Here is a 15,184-nt window from a genome sequence, read left to right as displayed (position 1 = left end):
GCACATTCAGCTCGACAAAAACCGGCACAAATGGGCGAACACGCCCGGCTCGCGCATGCGTTTGATCCACCAGCTCAGCGCCGCGCCCTCCTCGCCCGTGCGCCAGGCCAGGTAGAAGGTCTCGTCCGGCTTGGGCTCCTCCACCTCCTTCTCCACCAGGCGCCCGGCGGCGATGGCCGCGCGCGCGCACTGCTCGGGCAGGAAGCCGAAGCCCAGTCCGGCCTCCTGGTACTGGAACTTGGCGTGCATGGTGGGCACGGTCAGCGTGTCCTGCCCCAGCAGCAGGCCCACGGTGCGCGGCGCCATCTGGCGCGCGGAATCGGCCATGACGATGGCGCGGTGGTGCTGCAGCTCGTTGCGGCCCAGCTTGCCCGTGGCCGTGGCCAGCGGATGGCTGGGCGCCACCGCGAACACGAATTTGACCGTGCCCATGGGGTGCGACACATAGCCGCCGCCGGCCGGGCCGTCGCCGGGCGCGCCCACCAGCAGGTCCACCCGGCGCGCCAGCAGCGCTTCCCAGGTGCCGGACAGCGCCTCCTGCACGATGCGCAGCCGGGTTTGCTGCGCCACCTCGTAGAAGGCGCGCACGTCCTGGTCGAAGGCCACCGCCGAGAACATCGAATCGATGCCCAGCGCCAGTTCAGTTTCCCAGCCGGAGGCCACGCGCCGCACGCGGTGCTCCAGGTCCAGCGCCGCCTTCAGCAGGTAGCGGCCCTCCTTGAGCAGCTCGCGCCCGGCGCGCGTGAGCTCCACGCGCGGACCGTTGCGCTCGAACACCTGCACCCCGAGGTCGTCCTCCAGCTTGCCCACGGTGTAGGAGATGGTGGACGGCACGCGGTGCAATTCCTTGCCGGCGGCCGAGAAGGAACCGCGCCGGTCGATGGCGTCCACGATTTGCAAGGCTTCCAGGCTCAGTCTAAGCATTCGATTTTTTCGATGATAGGTCCATAAATTTTCCGTTTTTTGAAACGGCCGCGCAGGCCTATACTTTGACCTATCGATGCAGCGAATTCAAGGTTCAAGTAAGAAAACCCTTCGAATTTATCGCACATAACCTGAAAAGAAACGGAGTTCACCATGTTGCAAGTACGTAAAAGCGAAGAACGCGGTCTGGCTAATCATGGTTGGCTGAATTCGCGCCACACTTTCTCTTTCGGCCACTATCACGACCCGAAACACACCGGCTTCGGCCCGCTGCTGGTCATCAATGAAGACAAGGTCACCCCGGCGCAGGGCTTCGGCACCCACGGCCACCGCGACATGGAGATTATCTCCTACGTGCTGGAAGGCGAGCTGGCCCACAAGGACAGCATGGGCAACGGTTCGGTGCTGAAATACGGCGACGTGCAGCGCATGAGCGCAGGCACCGGTGTGCGGCACAGCGAGTTCAACCACTCGGAAACGCAGGGCGTGCACTTCCTGCAGATCTGGATCCAGCCCAACGTGACCGGCATCCAGCCCAGCTACGAAGAGAAGCACTTCGCGCCGGAAAGCAAACAGGGCCAGCTGCGCCTGGTTGCCTCGAGCGACGGCCGCGAAGGCTCCGTGCTGATCCACCAGGACGCGGCGATCTACGCCACCATCCTGAACGGCGCCGACGCCCTGGAGCACACGCTGGAAAAAGGCCGCACCGCCTACGTCCACGTCATCCGCGGCAACGTGACGGTGAACGGCGTGGACCTGAAAGGCGGCGACGCCCTCAAGGTCAGCGGCGAGCCCGGCATCACGCTGGCGCGCGGCGACGCGGCGGAAGTCCTGGTCTTTGATTTACCCTATTGAAATAGGGATAACAGGGCCTAACATATCTATAGCGTAATTTTTGCTATGATGGCAGGGCGCGCGCGATCCGCAGGACGGTTCGGCGCGCCCTTTTTAGTTTCAAGCACCTGAATTTAAAGCAATTGAGAGTACAGCCATGCAGTCCGCCGCCGAAGCACCAGTGAAAGAAGAACTCGATTACGTGACCTCCTGCGCGCTCCCCACGCCGTGGGCGCAGTTCACGCTGCACGCGTTTGTCGAGCACGCCACGGGCAAGGAGCACCTGGCCATGGTGCTGGGCGACATCGGCGACGGCGCGCCCGTGCTGGCGCGCGTGCATTCCGAATGCCTGACCGGCGACGTGCTGTTCTCGCAGCGCTGCGACTGCGGCGCCCAGCTGGAAGGCGCGCTGAAGAAAGTGGCCGCCGAGGGACGCGGCGTGGTGCTCTACCTGCGCCAGGAAGGACGCGGCATCGGCCTGATCAACAAGATGCGCGCCTACCGCCTGCAGGAAGCCGGCGCCGACACGGTGCAGGCCAACGAACAGCTCGGCTTCAAGGCCGACCAGCGCAACTACGCGCTGGTGGAACCCATGCTCAAGCAGTTCGGCGTGCAAAGCCTGCGCCTGATGACCAACAACCCGCGCAAGATCGCCGCCATGGAAGCCTTGGGCATTCCGGTCGCCGAGCGCGTGCCGCTGCTGGTCAACCGCAACAAGTTCAACCAGAATTACCTGAATACCAAGGCCGCCAAGCTGGGCCATATGATGACCCCGCCTCCGGCGGCCGCCGAGGACGGCGAACTGTAAGCGCCAACGGCCCCGTCCCCAAGTCACAAGGAATGCATGAAACTTACCCGTCTTGCCACCATATTGACCATGACTTGGGGCTGCGCCCAGGCGCTGGCGGCCCCGCCCACGGCGCCGGCCCCCTCGTCAGTTCCGCCCGCGCCCGGCATCGCCCAGCGCCCCATTCCCGGCACGCCGCCGCAAACTCAGCCCGGCCAGCCGCCTTCCGCTGAAGCCGGCCAGCCGCTGCCGCCGCCGTCCAGCGCCGCGCAAAAACTGTATTCCTCCGCCAAGGCCGACCTGCTGCAGGTGCGCTCGCTGCTGAAAAGCGGCCGCACCCAATCCTCGGTCGGCTCCGGCTTCCTGGTCGGCAATAGCAACCTGGTCGTCACCAACTACCACGTGGTCTCGCAGTTCGCGCTCGACCCGGACAACTACGTCGGCGAATGGGTGGACACCGCCGGCCAGCGCGGCAACGTGGAACTGCTGGCGGTGGACGTGCTGCACGACCTGGCCGTGGTGCGCGTGAGCCGCAACGGCACCGGCGTGTTCAAGGTGCCCGAACAGCTGGCGCGCCTGAGCCAGGGCCAGTACCTGTACTCGCTGGGCAACCCGCTCGACCTCGGCTTCGCCATTTCGGAGGGCTCCTACAACGGCGTCATCACGCGCAGCTTCTACGACCAGCTCATGTTCACCGGCCCCATCAACTCCGGCATGAGCGGCGGCCCCAGCGTGACGGTGGATGGCGACATCGCCGGCGTGAACGTGTCCAAGCGCCTGGACGGCGAACTGGTGAGCTTCCTGGTGCCGGCCCGCTTCGCGCAGGAATTGCTGAAAAAAGTACCGCAGGACAAGGCGCCGCCGCGCAACTTCACCTCGGTGGTGGTGGAACAGCTGCTGCAGCACCAGAAAGCCATGGTCGACCAGCTTCTGGCCACGCCCATGACCATGAAGCCCATGGGACCCTATATGGTGCCGGTGCGCGAGTCCGAGCAGATGCGCTGCTGGGGCCGTTCCAACGTCAAGGCCAACAAGCCCTACACGGTGGACATCACCAGCTGCTCGATGGAATCGGCCATTTTCGTGTCCGGCACCCTGCAGACCGGCGCCATCGGCATCCGCCACCAGTTCATGCGCAGCACCGGCCTGGACCCGCTGCGTTTCGCCCAGCTGTCGAGCGCTTCCTTCCAGAACGAAGGCTTCGGCAGCAACAAGGACGCGCATCTGACCGGCCCGCAGTGCACGGAAATGTTCGTCAAGAACCAGACCCTGCCGCTGCGCGCCGTGCTGTGCGTGCGCGCCTACCGCAAATTCACCGGCCTGTACGACTTCGCGCTGCTCACCGCCAGCACCGATGAAAGCATGATGAACCTGCAAAGCCGCATGGACGCGCGCGGCGTGTCCTACGACAACGGCATGCGCGCCACGCAGGCCTTCCTGCAGGCGCTGGCGCGGGGAGCGGTCAAATGACGCCGCCCTATTTCATCGAAATCCTCGCCGCCAACGGCGACGTGCTGCAGCGGCAGCGCATCGAGCACCTGCCCATCCATATCGGCCGGGGCTACGGCAACGACTTCATCCTGGACGACGCCCACACCGCCGAACGCCATGCCGTGGTGGAGGCGGACGACGACGGCCATCTGGTGCTGCACGACTTGGGCACGCACAACGGCGTGATCCATCTCGGCAAGCGCCAGCTCAGCGTGCCGCTCAGCGGCACCACCGTGGTGCGCCTGGGCCACACCCGCCTGCGCGTGCGCGACGCCAATTTCCCGGTGCCGCCGGAGGTGGCGGACACCACCATGCACGCCTGGGAAGGCGGCGCCCCGGCGCTGGCCGGCCTGGCGCTGATCGCGCTGTTCATCGGCGCCGAGGCGGCGCTGGTGGACGCGGAAACGCAATCCTTCCAGACCATCCGTTATCTGCTGGTTATCGCCTCCGGCCTGGCCGGCGGACTGGTTTGGAGCGGCTTGTGGGCGCTGGCCAACCGCCTGTTCGGCGGCCATGCCCGCATGGGGCGGCATCTGTTCATCCTCGGCTCCGGCCTGGTGATGGCGGGCGCGTGGCGCGTGCTGAGCAATGTGCTGGCGTATGCCTGGTCGCTGGAGTGGCTGACGCGCTACGGCAATCTTGTCACGCTGGCCATCGTCTGCGGGGTGATCTTCTTCCACATGCGCACCATCAAGCCGCGCAATCCGAAGACGCTGATGAAGGGCTGCATGGTGCTGATGGCCTTGGGCTCGGGTTTAATACTGGCAAGCAATATGCAGAATTCCGGCCGGCTGGCGGACGAGCTGTATATGTCCGTGCTGCTGCCGCCGGTGGTACGCCAAAGCAAGGACCATCCGGTAAGCGACTTCATGGCCGAAGCCGCCAAACTGAAAACCCAGGCCGACGCCGCCCGTGTCCGCTCCGGCAAATCCGAACCGGACGACGACGACCAGGATTAACGATCTTGCTGCAGGGCCGGCTATTTCCAGGCCGGCCCTTTTAATTCCACGGTATTGCCTTCCGGGTCGTTGATATAAATCGACGGCCCCTCCCCTTCCGCGCCATAACGCGATTCGGCAGGCCCTGCCGGAACGCCGGCGGCCGCCAATTCGGCCAGAATAGCCGCCTCGTCAAAATCCTCCACGCGGAAACAGAAATGGTCCATATTGCGGCCTTCCTTGCCGGGCGCCGCGCCGCCCATTTTTCCGAGTTTGCCGTCCACCGGCACCAGATCCACCAATGAGCTGCCGGCGCGCAATTGAATCAGCCCGATTGCCTCCTGCCGCTTTTCAATAGTACATCCCAGCACGCCGGTATAAAACTGGACCATCTTATCCAGATCCACCACCCGCAGCACGATATGGTCAATTTCCCGCAGTTTAATCATTGCGCCTCCTTAAATACGGCCACGAATGAACTTGCCGAGGAAAGTATCGCACTCCTTCTGCGTCAATACCTTCACCGGGTCGCCGTGATAAACGTAAAGAAACGGCGTTCCACCCAAACGGTCGGTTAATTTAGCCGAGACCAGGAATTGCGTTCCCAGCGGATAAACATCCGTATCGCTCATGCTGCGCGCGCAATGCACCAGCAGGGAATTGGAATAAGCCTGGCCCGGCACCGGGCAAATCTTCACTTGCCCATTCCGCCAGCAGGACTCCACCGCCACGTCTCGATAAGCATAAATATCCCGCGCCATTGCCGCTCCTCATAAATTACCAATGTCCATTATACCCACGCTCCCCCACTGCCGCCACGATCATGCCTGTTCCCGGCGCGAACAAGCCAATTATTGGCATGCCACGCCCGTGGCGATGAGCAAACTCAACGCATGAGCAGCCGATTCACCTCAAGATGGTATGACTTGCGTTGGATTGGGAAGCCGCTAAAATGAAGACTGAGCGGAGAATGAAAATGACATCATCCCATTTCGAACAACGACTCGATCCGAAGAAAAAGTCCTCGCCAGAGATCTCCCTGACTGACTGGGAGCGCATAGACAGTATGCGTGACGAGGACATTATTCTGGACGACGAACATCCAGAGCTAACTGAAGAAGCGATTGCGGCCGGACAGTTTAGGCATGTTTTTACCAAGATCCAGCCAAGCAAATAGATGCTTAAGCCAGAATAAGCAAGGCAACCGCATCCGCATTAATTCCCTCTTCGCGGCCAAGATAGCCCATCTTTTCGTTGGTCTTGGCTTTTATATTTACCTGGCTGATCGCCACGCCCAAATCCTCAGCGATATTCGCCACCATCGCCGGGATATGGGGCGCCATTTTGGGGCGCTGGGCGATAATCGTGGCGTCAATATTGCCAATATCATAGCCGGTGGCTTTAACGCGTTTCGCGGCTTCGCGCAGCAATACCCGTGAATCCGCGCCCTTGAATTCAGGGTCGGTATCCGGGAAATGCTTGCCGATATCGCCCAGCGCGGCGGCGCCCAATATTGCGTCGGTAATTGCGTGCAGCAAGGCATCCGCGTCGGAATGGCCCAGCAGGCCCAGATGATGGGGAATATCCACCCCGCCCAATATCAGCTTGCGGCCTTCCACCAGGCGGTGGCAGTCATATCCCTGGCCAATTCGGAATGGGAGTTGCACGGTCATTTTTCTTCCTTTTCTGGATGCGCCAGATACATTTCGGCGATGCGGATGTCGCTGGGTAAAGTGACTTTCAGGTTGCGCGGATGCCCTTCCACCAGCTGCGGCGACAGGCCGAGCAGCTCGACGGCGCTGGCGTCGTCGGTGATGGCGCTGGCGTCGGTGGCGCTCGACAAGGCGCGCAGCAGCAGTTCATAGCTGAACATTTGCGGCGTCTGCGCCAGCCACATGCCGTCGCGCGGGATGGTGGCGGTGGCGCCGGACTGCGTGGTCTTGACGGTGTCCACCACCGGCAAGGCCAGCAGGCCACCGGCCGGATTTCCGCCCGCTTCCGTGATCAGTTTGGCAATCAGGCCGGGCGTCAGTCCGGGGCGGGCGGCGTCGTGGACCAGCACCAGGTCGGCGCCGCCAATGCGCCCGCCAATGGCGCGCAGGCCGTTCAGGATGCTGTCCATGCGCGTGGCGCCGCCGCAGCGCAGCACGGTGACGCGCGCATTATCAGCTGCAGCGGCAGCCACGTCCCCGCCCTCCCCAGCCTCCGGCAGCACGCTGGCGATATAGCCGTCCGCCTCGCTCACGACCACGAAGACATGCGCAATCAGCGGGCTGGCCAGGAAGGCGTCCACCGTCAGGCGCAGCATGGGCTTGCCGTTGATGGGCAGGTACTGCTTGGGACTGGCCGCCGCCATGCGGGCGCCGACGCCCGCCGCCGGGATCAGCGCAAAATAGTGTACTGGTTCTGTCATGCTGTTCTCATTTCCGGCGGCCCAGGCCCTTGCTCAGCACGGCCTGGATCTCGCCATTGCACGCCTTGCTCAGGCGCATATACTCCGCCGGCGCGTCGATCTGCGCCTGCACGGTTTCCACTTTGGCCATCTCGGCCTTGATATAGGGCAGCCAGCCGGTATCGATTTCCCGCGCCAGCGCCGTCCTCGCCGTGCCGCCCGGCGCGTACAGCGGCTTGCCGCCGTAGCGGTTGGCCAGCGCGGCGCGCACGGTCTGCTCCACCTTGGGCAGGTGGTCCATATACGCCTTCATATGGCGGAACTCGTGCTCCAGGATTTCCTTGTAGCCGCAGCTGCCCGGCGGGAATTCGCTGCTGACGTAGATCAGCACCGGCGCATAGCTCAGCTTGACCGACACCTGCGGCGACACGCACTCGTAGCCCGTCACCGGATCAGTCAGCATTGCCCCGTCGGACGCGATGGCCACGCGGGAATCGGTCTTGGTCAGGCCCAGCACATAGGTGTTGGCGCGCGCCGCGCCCTTCATGACGGTGAGCGCGCGGAAGGACAGGCGGTTGTCCACGCTGTAGCCGTTCTGCTGCGCAGTCAGAATGGACACCGACTTGTTGATGCTGTCCTCGCAGCGCGCCTGGAACGGCGTGCGGCCGGCGGCGGCGGCGGGGCCGGCGGCCAGCCAGAACAGCGCCAGCCAGCAACCCAACAGCGCGCACGCCCGCTTGCTCACCGCGCTCAGCCCGGCTGCCACGCTCCGGCCAAGATTTTCTCCAGCCAGAACGCGCCTATCATGGTTTTCACGTCCGTGATCTCGCCGCTGCGCACCCAGTCCAGCATCTGCTCCACGCTCACGGCCATGGTTTCCACGAACTCGCCCTCGTCCAGCTTTTGCGGGCCGGCGGTCAGCCCGCGCGCCAGGAAGATGTCGAGGTGCTCGTCCGAATAGGCGATGGCATTGTGGATGGTGCAGACGAACTGCCAGTCGCTGGCGGTGTAGCCGGTTTCTTCCTCCAGCTCGCGCTTGGCGCCCTCGAGCGCGGTCTCGCCCGCATCTTTCTTGCCTGCGGGGAGTTCGATGAACACGCGGTCCAGCGGATAGCGGAACTGGCGTTCCAGCAGCACGCGGCCGTCGTCGAGTACGGGAATGATTACCACCGCGCCGGGGTGCTTGATGTATTCGCGGCCGGTGGGCTTGCCGTCCGGTAGCGCTACGCGGTCTTTGTGGACTTTGAGGAAATAGCCGTCATAGGCCAGGCCGCCGTCGATTTTGGTTTCTTTCAGGTGCGCATCCATGCGCCCTCCTCATGCTGAGACAGAAACCGCAGTGTATCAGTGACGGGGCTTGTACAGGTAGCGCAGGACGAAACCCGGGAAGGCGAGCACGATGAACAGGCAGGCGGAGATGGCGTAGAACTCCCACGATTGCGGGAACACGGTGCCGATGCGGCCTTCCAGCAGCACGGCCACGCCGCCTACCAGGAAGTACAGCACGGCCAGCTCCACCAGCCGCACCAGAAAGGTCTTGTGCGGGGCGGAACCGGCGCGCCGGCTGGCCGAAGGCGCGCCCGAGGTGAGCGCGGCCTTGACCGGGATGAGTGCAAATACCTTGTCGTTGAAGAAAGGCAGATTGGCGCCCGCAAGCGCGAGCAGGATGACCAGCCAGCTGGAGGCGCCAATATCCATCAGGCCGCCAGGGTCTTGCGCATGGCGTCCAGGCAGGCGTTCAGCAGCGGGCCTGGGACCATGCCCATGCCGACCACGGCCAGCGCGTTCAGGCCCAGCACCAGGCTGGTGTCCGCGTTCACGGCCAGCGGCGCGGTGTCGGCAGGTTCGTCGAACCACATCACTTTCACAACGCGCAGGTAGTAGAACGCGCCGATCAGCGAGAACATCACGGCCAGCACGGTCAGCCATACTGCGCCGGTGTGCAGCACCGATTGCAGCACCGAGAACTTGGCGGCGAAGCCCACCAGCGGCGGTACGCCGGCCAGCGAGAACATCATGATGGACATGATCAGCGCGTACCAAGGGGAGCGCTTGCTCAGGCCCTTGAAGTCGTTCAGTTCGTCGGCTTCGAAGCCGGCGCGCGACAGCACCATGATCAGGCCGAAGCTGCCCAGCGTGGTCAGCACGTAGACGATGGAGTAGTACATCGCGGCGCTGTAGGCAGCGGCGGCGTTGCTCTTGTCCACGCCCACGACGCCGGCCAGCAGGCCCAGCAGCACGAAGCCCATTTGCGCGATGGTCGAGTACGCCAGCATGCGCTTCAGATTGGTCTGCGCGATCGCGGTCAGGTTGCCGATGCCCAGCGACAGCACGGCCAGTATCATCAGCATCTGCTGCCAGTCGTTCGCCATCGGCAGCAGGCCTTCCACCAGCAGGCGCACGCAGATCGCGAAGGTAGCCAGCTTGGGCGCGGCGCCCAGCAGCAGCGTGACCGGCGTCGGCGAGCCTTGGTACACGTCCGGTACCCACATGTGGAACGGCACGGCGCCCAGTTTGAAGGCCAGGCCGGCGACCACGAACACCAGGCCGAACACCAGGATGGCGGGCTTGATGGTGCCGTCGGCGGCTTTGGCGGCCACGGCGTTCAGTTCCATGGTGCCGGTGGCGCCGTACAGCATCGAGATGCCATACAGCAGGAAGCCGGAAGCCAGCGCGCCCAGGATGAAGTACTTCATGGCCGCTTCGGTCGATTGCGCGTGGTTGCGGCGCAGCGCCACCAGGGCGTACAGCGACAGCGACATCAGTTCCAGGCCCAGGTAGATCGACAGGAAGTTGTTACCCGAGATCATGACCATCTGGCCCAGCAGCGCGAACAGCGCCAGCACGTAGAACTCGCCGCCCAGCTCGCCGCCCAGCATGCCGCGCTGGTGCGCGTACTGGCGGGAGTAGATCAGCGTCAGCGCCACTGCCACATAGGACGCCAGCTTCAGCAAGTTCGCCATCGGGTCCGAGATGAACATGTCGTTGAAGGCGTACACCGTGGTGCCGGCGTTGAAGTCGGCGAAGGAGAACATCGCGCAGCCCGCCAGCGTCAGCAGCGAGAGCACGTAGGTGATGCCGCGCTTGCTCTCACCGAGGAACATATCGATCAGCAGGATGGCCGAGGCGGCCACCAGCAGGAAGATCTCGGCGGAGAGCGGCGCCAGTGTGGCCACGTGGGTGGCCTGAGTGATTGGATTCATGTAGAGCTTTCCCGTTTATTTCTTATGGCAGCTTGGTCTGCGCGACATGCTTGAGCAGGTCGGCCACCGAGGTTTGCATGGTGTCGGTGAATGGCGCCGGGTACAGGCCCATCACCAGCACAGCGATTGCCAGGATGCCCAGCATCAGGAACTCGCGGCCGTTGATGTCGGTCAGTTCCGCCACGTGGTGGTTGGTCACTTTGCCGAAGATCACGCGCTTGGCCATCCACAGCGAGTACGCCGCGCCCCAGATCAGCGCCGAAGCAGCCACGATGCCGGTCACGAAGTTGAACTGCACCGCGCCCAGGATCACCATGAACTCGCCCACGAAACCGGAGGTCGCTGGCAGGCCGCAGTTGGCCATCGAGAACAGGATGAAGAAGGCGGCGAATTTCGGCATCTTGTTCACCACGCCGCCGTAGTCGGCGATGTTGCGCGAGTGGGCGCGGTCATACAGAACGCCGATGCACAGGAACATGGCGCCGGAAATGAAGCCGTGCGAAATCATCTGCACGATGCCGCCCTGCACCGACATGTCGTTGAACATGAAGAAGCCCAAGGTGACGAAGCCCATGTGGGCGATCGACGAGTAAGCGACCAGCTTTTTCATGTCCTTCTGCACCAGCGCCACCAGGCCGATGTAGACCACGGCGATCAGCGACAGGCCGATCACGAACCAGGCCAGTTCACGCGAGGCGTCCGGCACGATAGGCAGCGAGAAACGCAGGAAGCCATAGGCGCCCAGTTTCAGCATGATGGCAGCCAGCACGGCGGAACCGCCGGTCGGCGCTTCCACGTGGACGTCCGGCAGCCAGGTGTGGACCGGGAACATCGGCACTTTCACGGCGAAGGCCATGAAGAAGGCGAAGAAGATGGCGATCTGCTCGTTCATCGTCAGCTTGGCTGCATGCCAGTCCAGCACGCTGAAGCTGCCGGTCTTGTTGTACAGGTAGATGATGGCGACCAGCGTCAGCAGCGAGCCGAAGAAGGTGTACAGGAAGAACTTGAACGACGCGTAAATGCGGTTCGCGCCGCCCCACACGCCGATGATGATGTACATCGGGATCAGCGTGGCTTCAAAGAAGAAGTAGAACAGCAGGCCGTCGGTGGCGGTGAAGACACCGATCATCAGGCCGGACAGGATCAGGAAGGCGCCCATGTACTGCGCCACGCGTTCCTGTATCACTTCCCAGGCCGAGATCACCACGATGATGGTGATGAAGGCGGTCAGCGGCACGAACCACAGCGACAGGCCGTCGATGCCCAGCGAGTAGAAGATGTTGAAGCGCTCGATCCACGGCGACTTCTCGACGAACTGCATGCCGTGGGCGGCGTTGTCGAAATGCGAGATCAGCGGCAGCGTCGGCAGCAGCGAAACGATGGAGCCGATCAGGGCCATGACACGCACCATGCCGGCGCGCGAATCGCGCCCGGTAGCCAGCACGATCAGGCCTGCCAGTATCGGCATCCAGATCGAGAGGCTCAAGTAAGGAAGATTATTCATTGTTGACTGTATCTTTTTTCTAGTTGCGTGTCAGCTGTTAAGCGTGCCAAAACGGCAGGAAGTAGACCAGGAAACCGACAATGCCCAGGATCATCACGAACGCATAGTGGTAGATGTAGCCGGTCTGCGCCAGACGGGTCAGCGAGGAGAACCACGCCACCACTTTTGCACTGCCGTTCACCACCAGGCCGTCGATCAGGGTACGGTCGCCCACTTGCCACAGGCCGTTGCCCAGCACGCGCGCGCCGCCGGCGAACACTGCCTGGTTGAACTTGTCCATGTAGTACTTGTTGTCCAGCAGGGTGTGGACCGCCTTGAACTTGGCGAAGAACCAGGCCGGTACGCGTGGATTGATCATGTAGCAGTAGTACGCGGTCGCAACGCCGGCAATGGCCAGCCACAGCGGCAGCGACGTCAGCGAATGCACCGCCATCGCCCAGGCGCCGTGGAATTCTTCGGTCAGGATTTCCATCGCCTTGTGGTTCTCGCCGATGGTGATCACGCCTTTGAAGAAGTCGCCATGCAGCATAGGCGCAATGGTGAAGTAGCCGATCAGCACCGACGGAATCGCCAGCATCACCAGCGGGAACCAGACCACGAATGGGGACTCGTGCGGTTTCTCGCCAGGCGCCAGGCCGTGGTGGCCGTGATCGTCCTCTTCCTCTTCGTGGTGCGCGTCCGAGTCATGCTCGCCATGCGCGCCGTGCGCGGCTGCCGGAGCGTGGTGCGCGTCGTGGCCATGGTCGTGCGCGTGGGCCTTGCCGAAGCGCTCTTCGCCGTGGAACACCAGGAAGTACATACGGAAGGAGTAGAACGCGGTCACGAACACGCCGGCCAGCACGGCGAAGTTCGCAAAGCCCGCACCCCAGATATGGGTTTCATGCACGGCTTCGATGATCGAATCCTTCGAGTAGAAGCCCGAGAACAGCGGCGTACCGATCAGCGCCAGGGAACCCAGCAGCGAGGTGATCCAGGTGATCGGCATGTATTTGCGCAGGCCGCCCATATTGCGGATGTCCTGGTCGTGGTGCATGCCGATGATGACCGAACCGGCGCCCAGGAACAGCAGTGCCTTGAAGAACGCGTGCGTCATCAGGTGGAACACGGCCACCGAGTAGGCCGAAGCGCCCAGCGCCACGGTCATATAGCCCAGCTGCGACAGCGTGGAGTAAGCCACCACGCGCTTGATGTCGTTCTGGATGATGCCCAGGAAGCCCATGAACAGCGCGGTAATCGAACCGATCACCAGCACGAAGGACAGCGCGGTGTCGGACAGCTCGAACAGCGGCGACATGCGGGTCACCATGAAGATGCCTGCGGTAACCATGGTGGCGGCGTGGATCAGCGCGGAGATCGGGGTCGGACCTTCCATCGAGTCCGGCAGCCACACGTGCAGCGGGAACTGGGCCGATTTGCCCATGGCGCCGATGAACAGGCAGATACAGGCCACGCTCAGCAGCATCCAGTCGGTGCCCGGCAGGTGCAGCAGCGCCAGTGCGTCCTTCTTGGCGAACACTTCCTGGTAGTCCATGGTGCCGGCGTAAGCCAGCAGCAGGCCGATGCCCAGGATGAAGCCGAAGTCGCCCACGCGGTTGACCAGGAAGGCCTTCATGTTGGCGAAGATGGCGGTTGGACGGGTGTACCAGAAACCGATCAGCAGGTAGGAAACCAGGCCCACCGCTTCCCAGCCGAAGAACAGCTGCAGGAAGTTGTTGGACATGACCAGCATCAGCATCGAGAACGTGAACAGCGAGATGTAGGAGAAGAAGCGGTTATAGCCTTCGTCGTCCTTCATGTAGCCGATGGTGTAGATGTGCACCATCAGCGACACGAAGGTCACCACGTTCATCATCATGGCCGTCAGCGCGTCGACCTGGAAGCCCACGGCCAGCTTCACGCCGGCCACGGTCATCCAGCGGTACACATCGCCGTTGTAGGATGCGCCGTCCAGCACTGCGAGCAGGGTCTGGAAGGAAATAATGAATGCAATCAGCACGCCCAGGATGGTCGCGGTGGTTGCCACTTTTCGGCCAACTACGTTGCCGAAGAATTTGGTGCCGAGCAGGCCCGCAATTGCTGAGCCCGCCAGCGGAGCCAGCGGTACAGCCAAAAGGAGGTTAGGGTTAAGCCCCGTCATGATGAACCTTGTCTATTATTTTCGAGGTGATTAACTCAGCCTTTGAGGCTGTCCAGGTCTTCCACGTTGATGGTGTCCAGGTTACGGAACATCACCACCAGGATCGCAAGGCCGATTGCCGATTCGGCGGCCGCCACGGTCAGGATGAAGAAGACGAAGATCTGCCCGGCCGCGTCGCCAAGGTAGTGCGAGAAGGCGATGAAGTTCATATTCACTGCCAGCAGCATCAGTTCGATGGCCATCAGCAGGACGATGATGTTCTTGCGGTTCAGGAAAATACCAACGATCGAGATCGCGAACAGGATCGCGCCCAGGACCAGGTAGTGAGCCAGAGATAAAGTCATTGAGCCTCCTTCGGTGCTACGTTCGTTGCCGCGTCGCGGGCGGTCGCCTTCATCTTGACGATGCGCAGGCGGTCGTTGCGCTTGACGCGCACAGCGTCAGCAGGATCGAAGTACTTGATGTCCTTGCGCTTGCGCAGGGTCAGCGCCACGGCGGCGATAATCGCCACCAGCAGCACCACGGCCGCGATTTCGAAGGCGTAGATGTACTTGGTGTAGATCAGCATGCCCAGCGCCTTGGTCGAGCCGATGTGGCTGGCCGCTTCCGGCGCGGTGGCGCCGTTGATGCCGAAGGAGCGCCAGATCACCGAAGCCATTTCCAGCACGATGATGCCGCCGATCACGCCGGCGATGGGCAGATAGCCCCAGAAGCCTTCGCGCAGCTTGGCCACGTGGATGTCGAGCATCATCACCACGAACAGGAACAGCACCATCACCGCGCCGACATACACCAGCACCAGCACGATGGAGAGGAATTCCGCTTTCAGCAGCATCCAGATGCCGGCCGCCTGGAAGAAGGCCAGCACCAGGAACAGCGCGGCCTGAACCGGGTTCGGGGCCGTGATTACGCGGATCGACGCCAGCACGAGGATGGCGGAGAACACGTAGAAAAGAATGGTTGTAAAGTCCATT

General features: G+C 62.8%; 18 protein-coding genes. 5 read left to right on the top strand and 13 right to left on the bottom strand.

The genetic code is table 11. The features are described from left to right. Positions 1 to 6: 6 nt before the first annotated feature. Positions 7 to 924 (bottom strand): LysR substrate-binding domain-containing protein, encoded by a 918-nt coding sequence (locus tag AC07S4_RS14815; RefSeq protein WP_494987373.1) that lies wholly within the window; start codon positions 922 to 924, stop codon positions 7 to 9. Positions 925 to 1,077: 153 nt separating this feature from the next. Between AC07S4_RS14815 and AC07S4_RS14810 the strand changes: the two genes are divergently transcribed. From AC07S4_RS14810 to AC07S4_RS14795, 4 genes are all read left to right on the top strand, one after another. Further along, on the top strand, positions 1,078 to 1,779 hold the full coding sequence (locus AC07S4_RS14810; protein WP_494987372.1) for a pirin family protein: 702 nt from the start codon (positions 1,078 to 1,080) through the stop codon (positions 1,777 to 1,779). Positions 1,780 to 1,915: 136 nt separating this feature from the next. After that, positions 1,916 to 2,566, top strand: a complete 651-nt coding sequence (gene ribA, locus AC07S4_RS14805; protein WP_056397224.1) for a GTP cyclohydrolase II — start codon at positions 1,916 to 1,918, stop codon at positions 2,564 to 2,566. Between the two features lie 36 nt (positions 2,567 to 2,602). Continuing rightward, complete coding sequence (locus AC07S4_RS14800) at positions 2,603 to 4,015, top strand: S1 family peptidase (RefSeq protein WP_494987371.1); 1,413 nt, start codon at positions 2,603 to 2,605, stop codon at positions 4,013 to 4,015. Continuing rightward, the gene (locus tag AC07S4_RS14795; RefSeq protein WP_494987370.1) at positions 4,012 to 4,995 is read left to right on the top strand and encodes an FHA domain-containing protein; all 984 of its coding nucleotides are present in this window, start codon (positions 4,012 to 4,014) and stop codon (positions 4,993 to 4,995) included. Before AC07S4_RS14800 ends, AC07S4_RS14795 begins: the two co-directional genes overlap by 4 nt. Positions 4,996 to 5,015: 20 nt before the next feature. On the opposite strand, the gene AC07S4_RS14790 is transcribed toward AC07S4_RS14795, so the two are convergent. Further along, positions 5,016 to 5,423 carry a VOC family protein gene (locus AC07S4_RS14790; RefSeq protein ID WP_494987369.1) on the bottom strand — a complete coding sequence of 136 codons (408 nt, stop codon included), beginning with the start codon at positions 5,421 to 5,423 and terminating at the stop codon, positions 5,016 to 5,018. A gap of 9 nt (positions 5,424 to 5,432) precedes the next feature. After that, positions 5,433 to 5,735 (bottom strand): hypothetical protein, encoded by a 303-nt coding sequence (locus tag AC07S4_RS14785; RefSeq protein ID WP_494987368.1) that lies wholly within the window; start codon positions 5,733 to 5,735, stop codon positions 5,433 to 5,435. A gap of 215 nt (positions 5,736 to 5,950) precedes the next feature. Here AC07S4_RS14785 and AC07S4_RS14780 point away from each other — a divergent pair, with 215 nt between their 5' ends. Further along, on the top strand, positions 5,951 to 6,151 hold the full coding sequence (locus AC07S4_RS14780; protein WP_494987367.1) for a hypothetical protein: 201 nt from the start codon (positions 5,951 to 5,953) through the stop codon (positions 6,149 to 6,151). 4 nt (positions 6,152 to 6,155) lie between these two features. On the opposite strand, the gene ispF is transcribed toward AC07S4_RS14780, so the two are convergent. Genes ispF through AC07S4_RS14730 form a run of 10 tightly spaced genes read right to left on the bottom strand, consistent with a single transcriptional unit; the run spans position 6,156 to position 15,183 of the window. Further along, positions 6,156 to 6,647, bottom strand: a complete 492-nt coding sequence (ispF, locus tag AC07S4_RS14775; RefSeq protein WP_494987366.1) for a 2-C-methyl-D-erythritol 2,4-cyclodiphosphate synthase — start codon at positions 6,645 to 6,647, stop codon at positions 6,156 to 6,158. Continuing rightward, positions 6,644 to 7,387, bottom strand: coding sequence for a 2-C-methyl-D-erythritol 4-phosphate cytidylyltransferase (gene ispD, locus AC07S4_RS14770; RefSeq protein ID WP_494987365.1), 744 nt, complete (start codon positions 7,385 to 7,387; stop codon positions 6,644 to 6,646). The genes ispF and ispD overlap by 4 nt, the downstream gene beginning before the upstream one ends. 7 nt (positions 7,388 to 7,394) lie before the next feature. Next, complete coding sequence (locus AC07S4_RS14765; RefSeq protein ID WP_494987364.1) at positions 7,395 to 8,132, bottom strand: hypothetical protein; 738 nt, start codon at positions 8,130 to 8,132, stop codon at positions 7,395 to 7,397. Continuing rightward, entirely contained in the window at positions 8,117 to 8,674 is a 558-nt protein-coding gene (locus AC07S4_RS14760) for an NUDIX domain-containing protein (RefSeq protein ID WP_494987363.1), read from the bottom strand. The genes AC07S4_RS14765 and AC07S4_RS14760 overlap by 16 nt, the downstream gene beginning before the upstream one ends. A gap of 36 nt (positions 8,675 to 8,710) precedes the next feature. After that, positions 8,711 to 9,064, bottom strand: a complete 354-nt coding sequence (locus AC07S4_RS14755) for a DUF2818 family protein (protein ID WP_494987362.1) — start codon at positions 9,062 to 9,064, stop codon at positions 8,711 to 8,713. Next, positions 9,064 to 10,569: an NADH-quinone oxidoreductase subunit NuoN gene (nuoN, locus tag AC07S4_RS14750; protein WP_494987361.1), complete on the bottom strand. Its 1,506-nt coding sequence runs from the start codon at positions 10,567 to 10,569 to the stop codon at positions 9,064 to 9,066. The genes AC07S4_RS14755 and nuoN overlap by 1 nt, the downstream gene beginning before the upstream one ends. Before the next feature lie 22 nt (positions 10,570 to 10,591). Beyond that, positions 10,592 to 12,073 (bottom strand): NADH-quinone oxidoreductase subunit M, encoded by a 1,482-nt coding sequence (locus tag AC07S4_RS14745; protein ID WP_161071933.1) that lies wholly within the window; start codon positions 12,071 to 12,073, stop codon positions 10,592 to 10,594. A gap of 37 nt (positions 12,074 to 12,110) precedes the next feature. Further along, positions 12,111 to 14,210 (bottom strand): NADH-quinone oxidoreductase subunit L, encoded by a 2,100-nt coding sequence (nuoL, locus tag AC07S4_RS14740; RefSeq protein ID WP_494987360.1) that lies wholly within the window; start codon positions 14,208 to 14,210, stop codon positions 12,111 to 12,113. 35 nt (positions 14,211 to 14,245) lie between these two features. Beyond that, a complete protein-coding gene (gene nuoK, locus AC07S4_RS14735) occupies positions 14,246 to 14,554 on the bottom strand; it encodes an NADH-quinone oxidoreductase subunit NuoK (RefSeq protein ID WP_008450334.1) in 309 nt (102 codons plus the stop codon). Beyond that, the gene (locus tag AC07S4_RS14730; RefSeq protein ID WP_494987359.1) at positions 14,551 to 15,183 is read right to left on the bottom strand and encodes an NADH-quinone oxidoreductase subunit J; all 633 of its coding nucleotides are present in this window, start codon (positions 15,181 to 15,183) and stop codon (positions 14,551 to 14,553) included. Before AC07S4_RS14730 ends, nuoK begins: the two co-directional genes overlap by 4 nt. Position 15,184: the final 1 nt, after the last annotated feature.

Source organism: Pseudoduganella sp. GW821-FHT05F09 (assembly GCF_059419605.1).
Note: the sequence above shows the minus strand (reverse complement) of the source record. Positions and strands in the feature narration are given on the sequence as shown.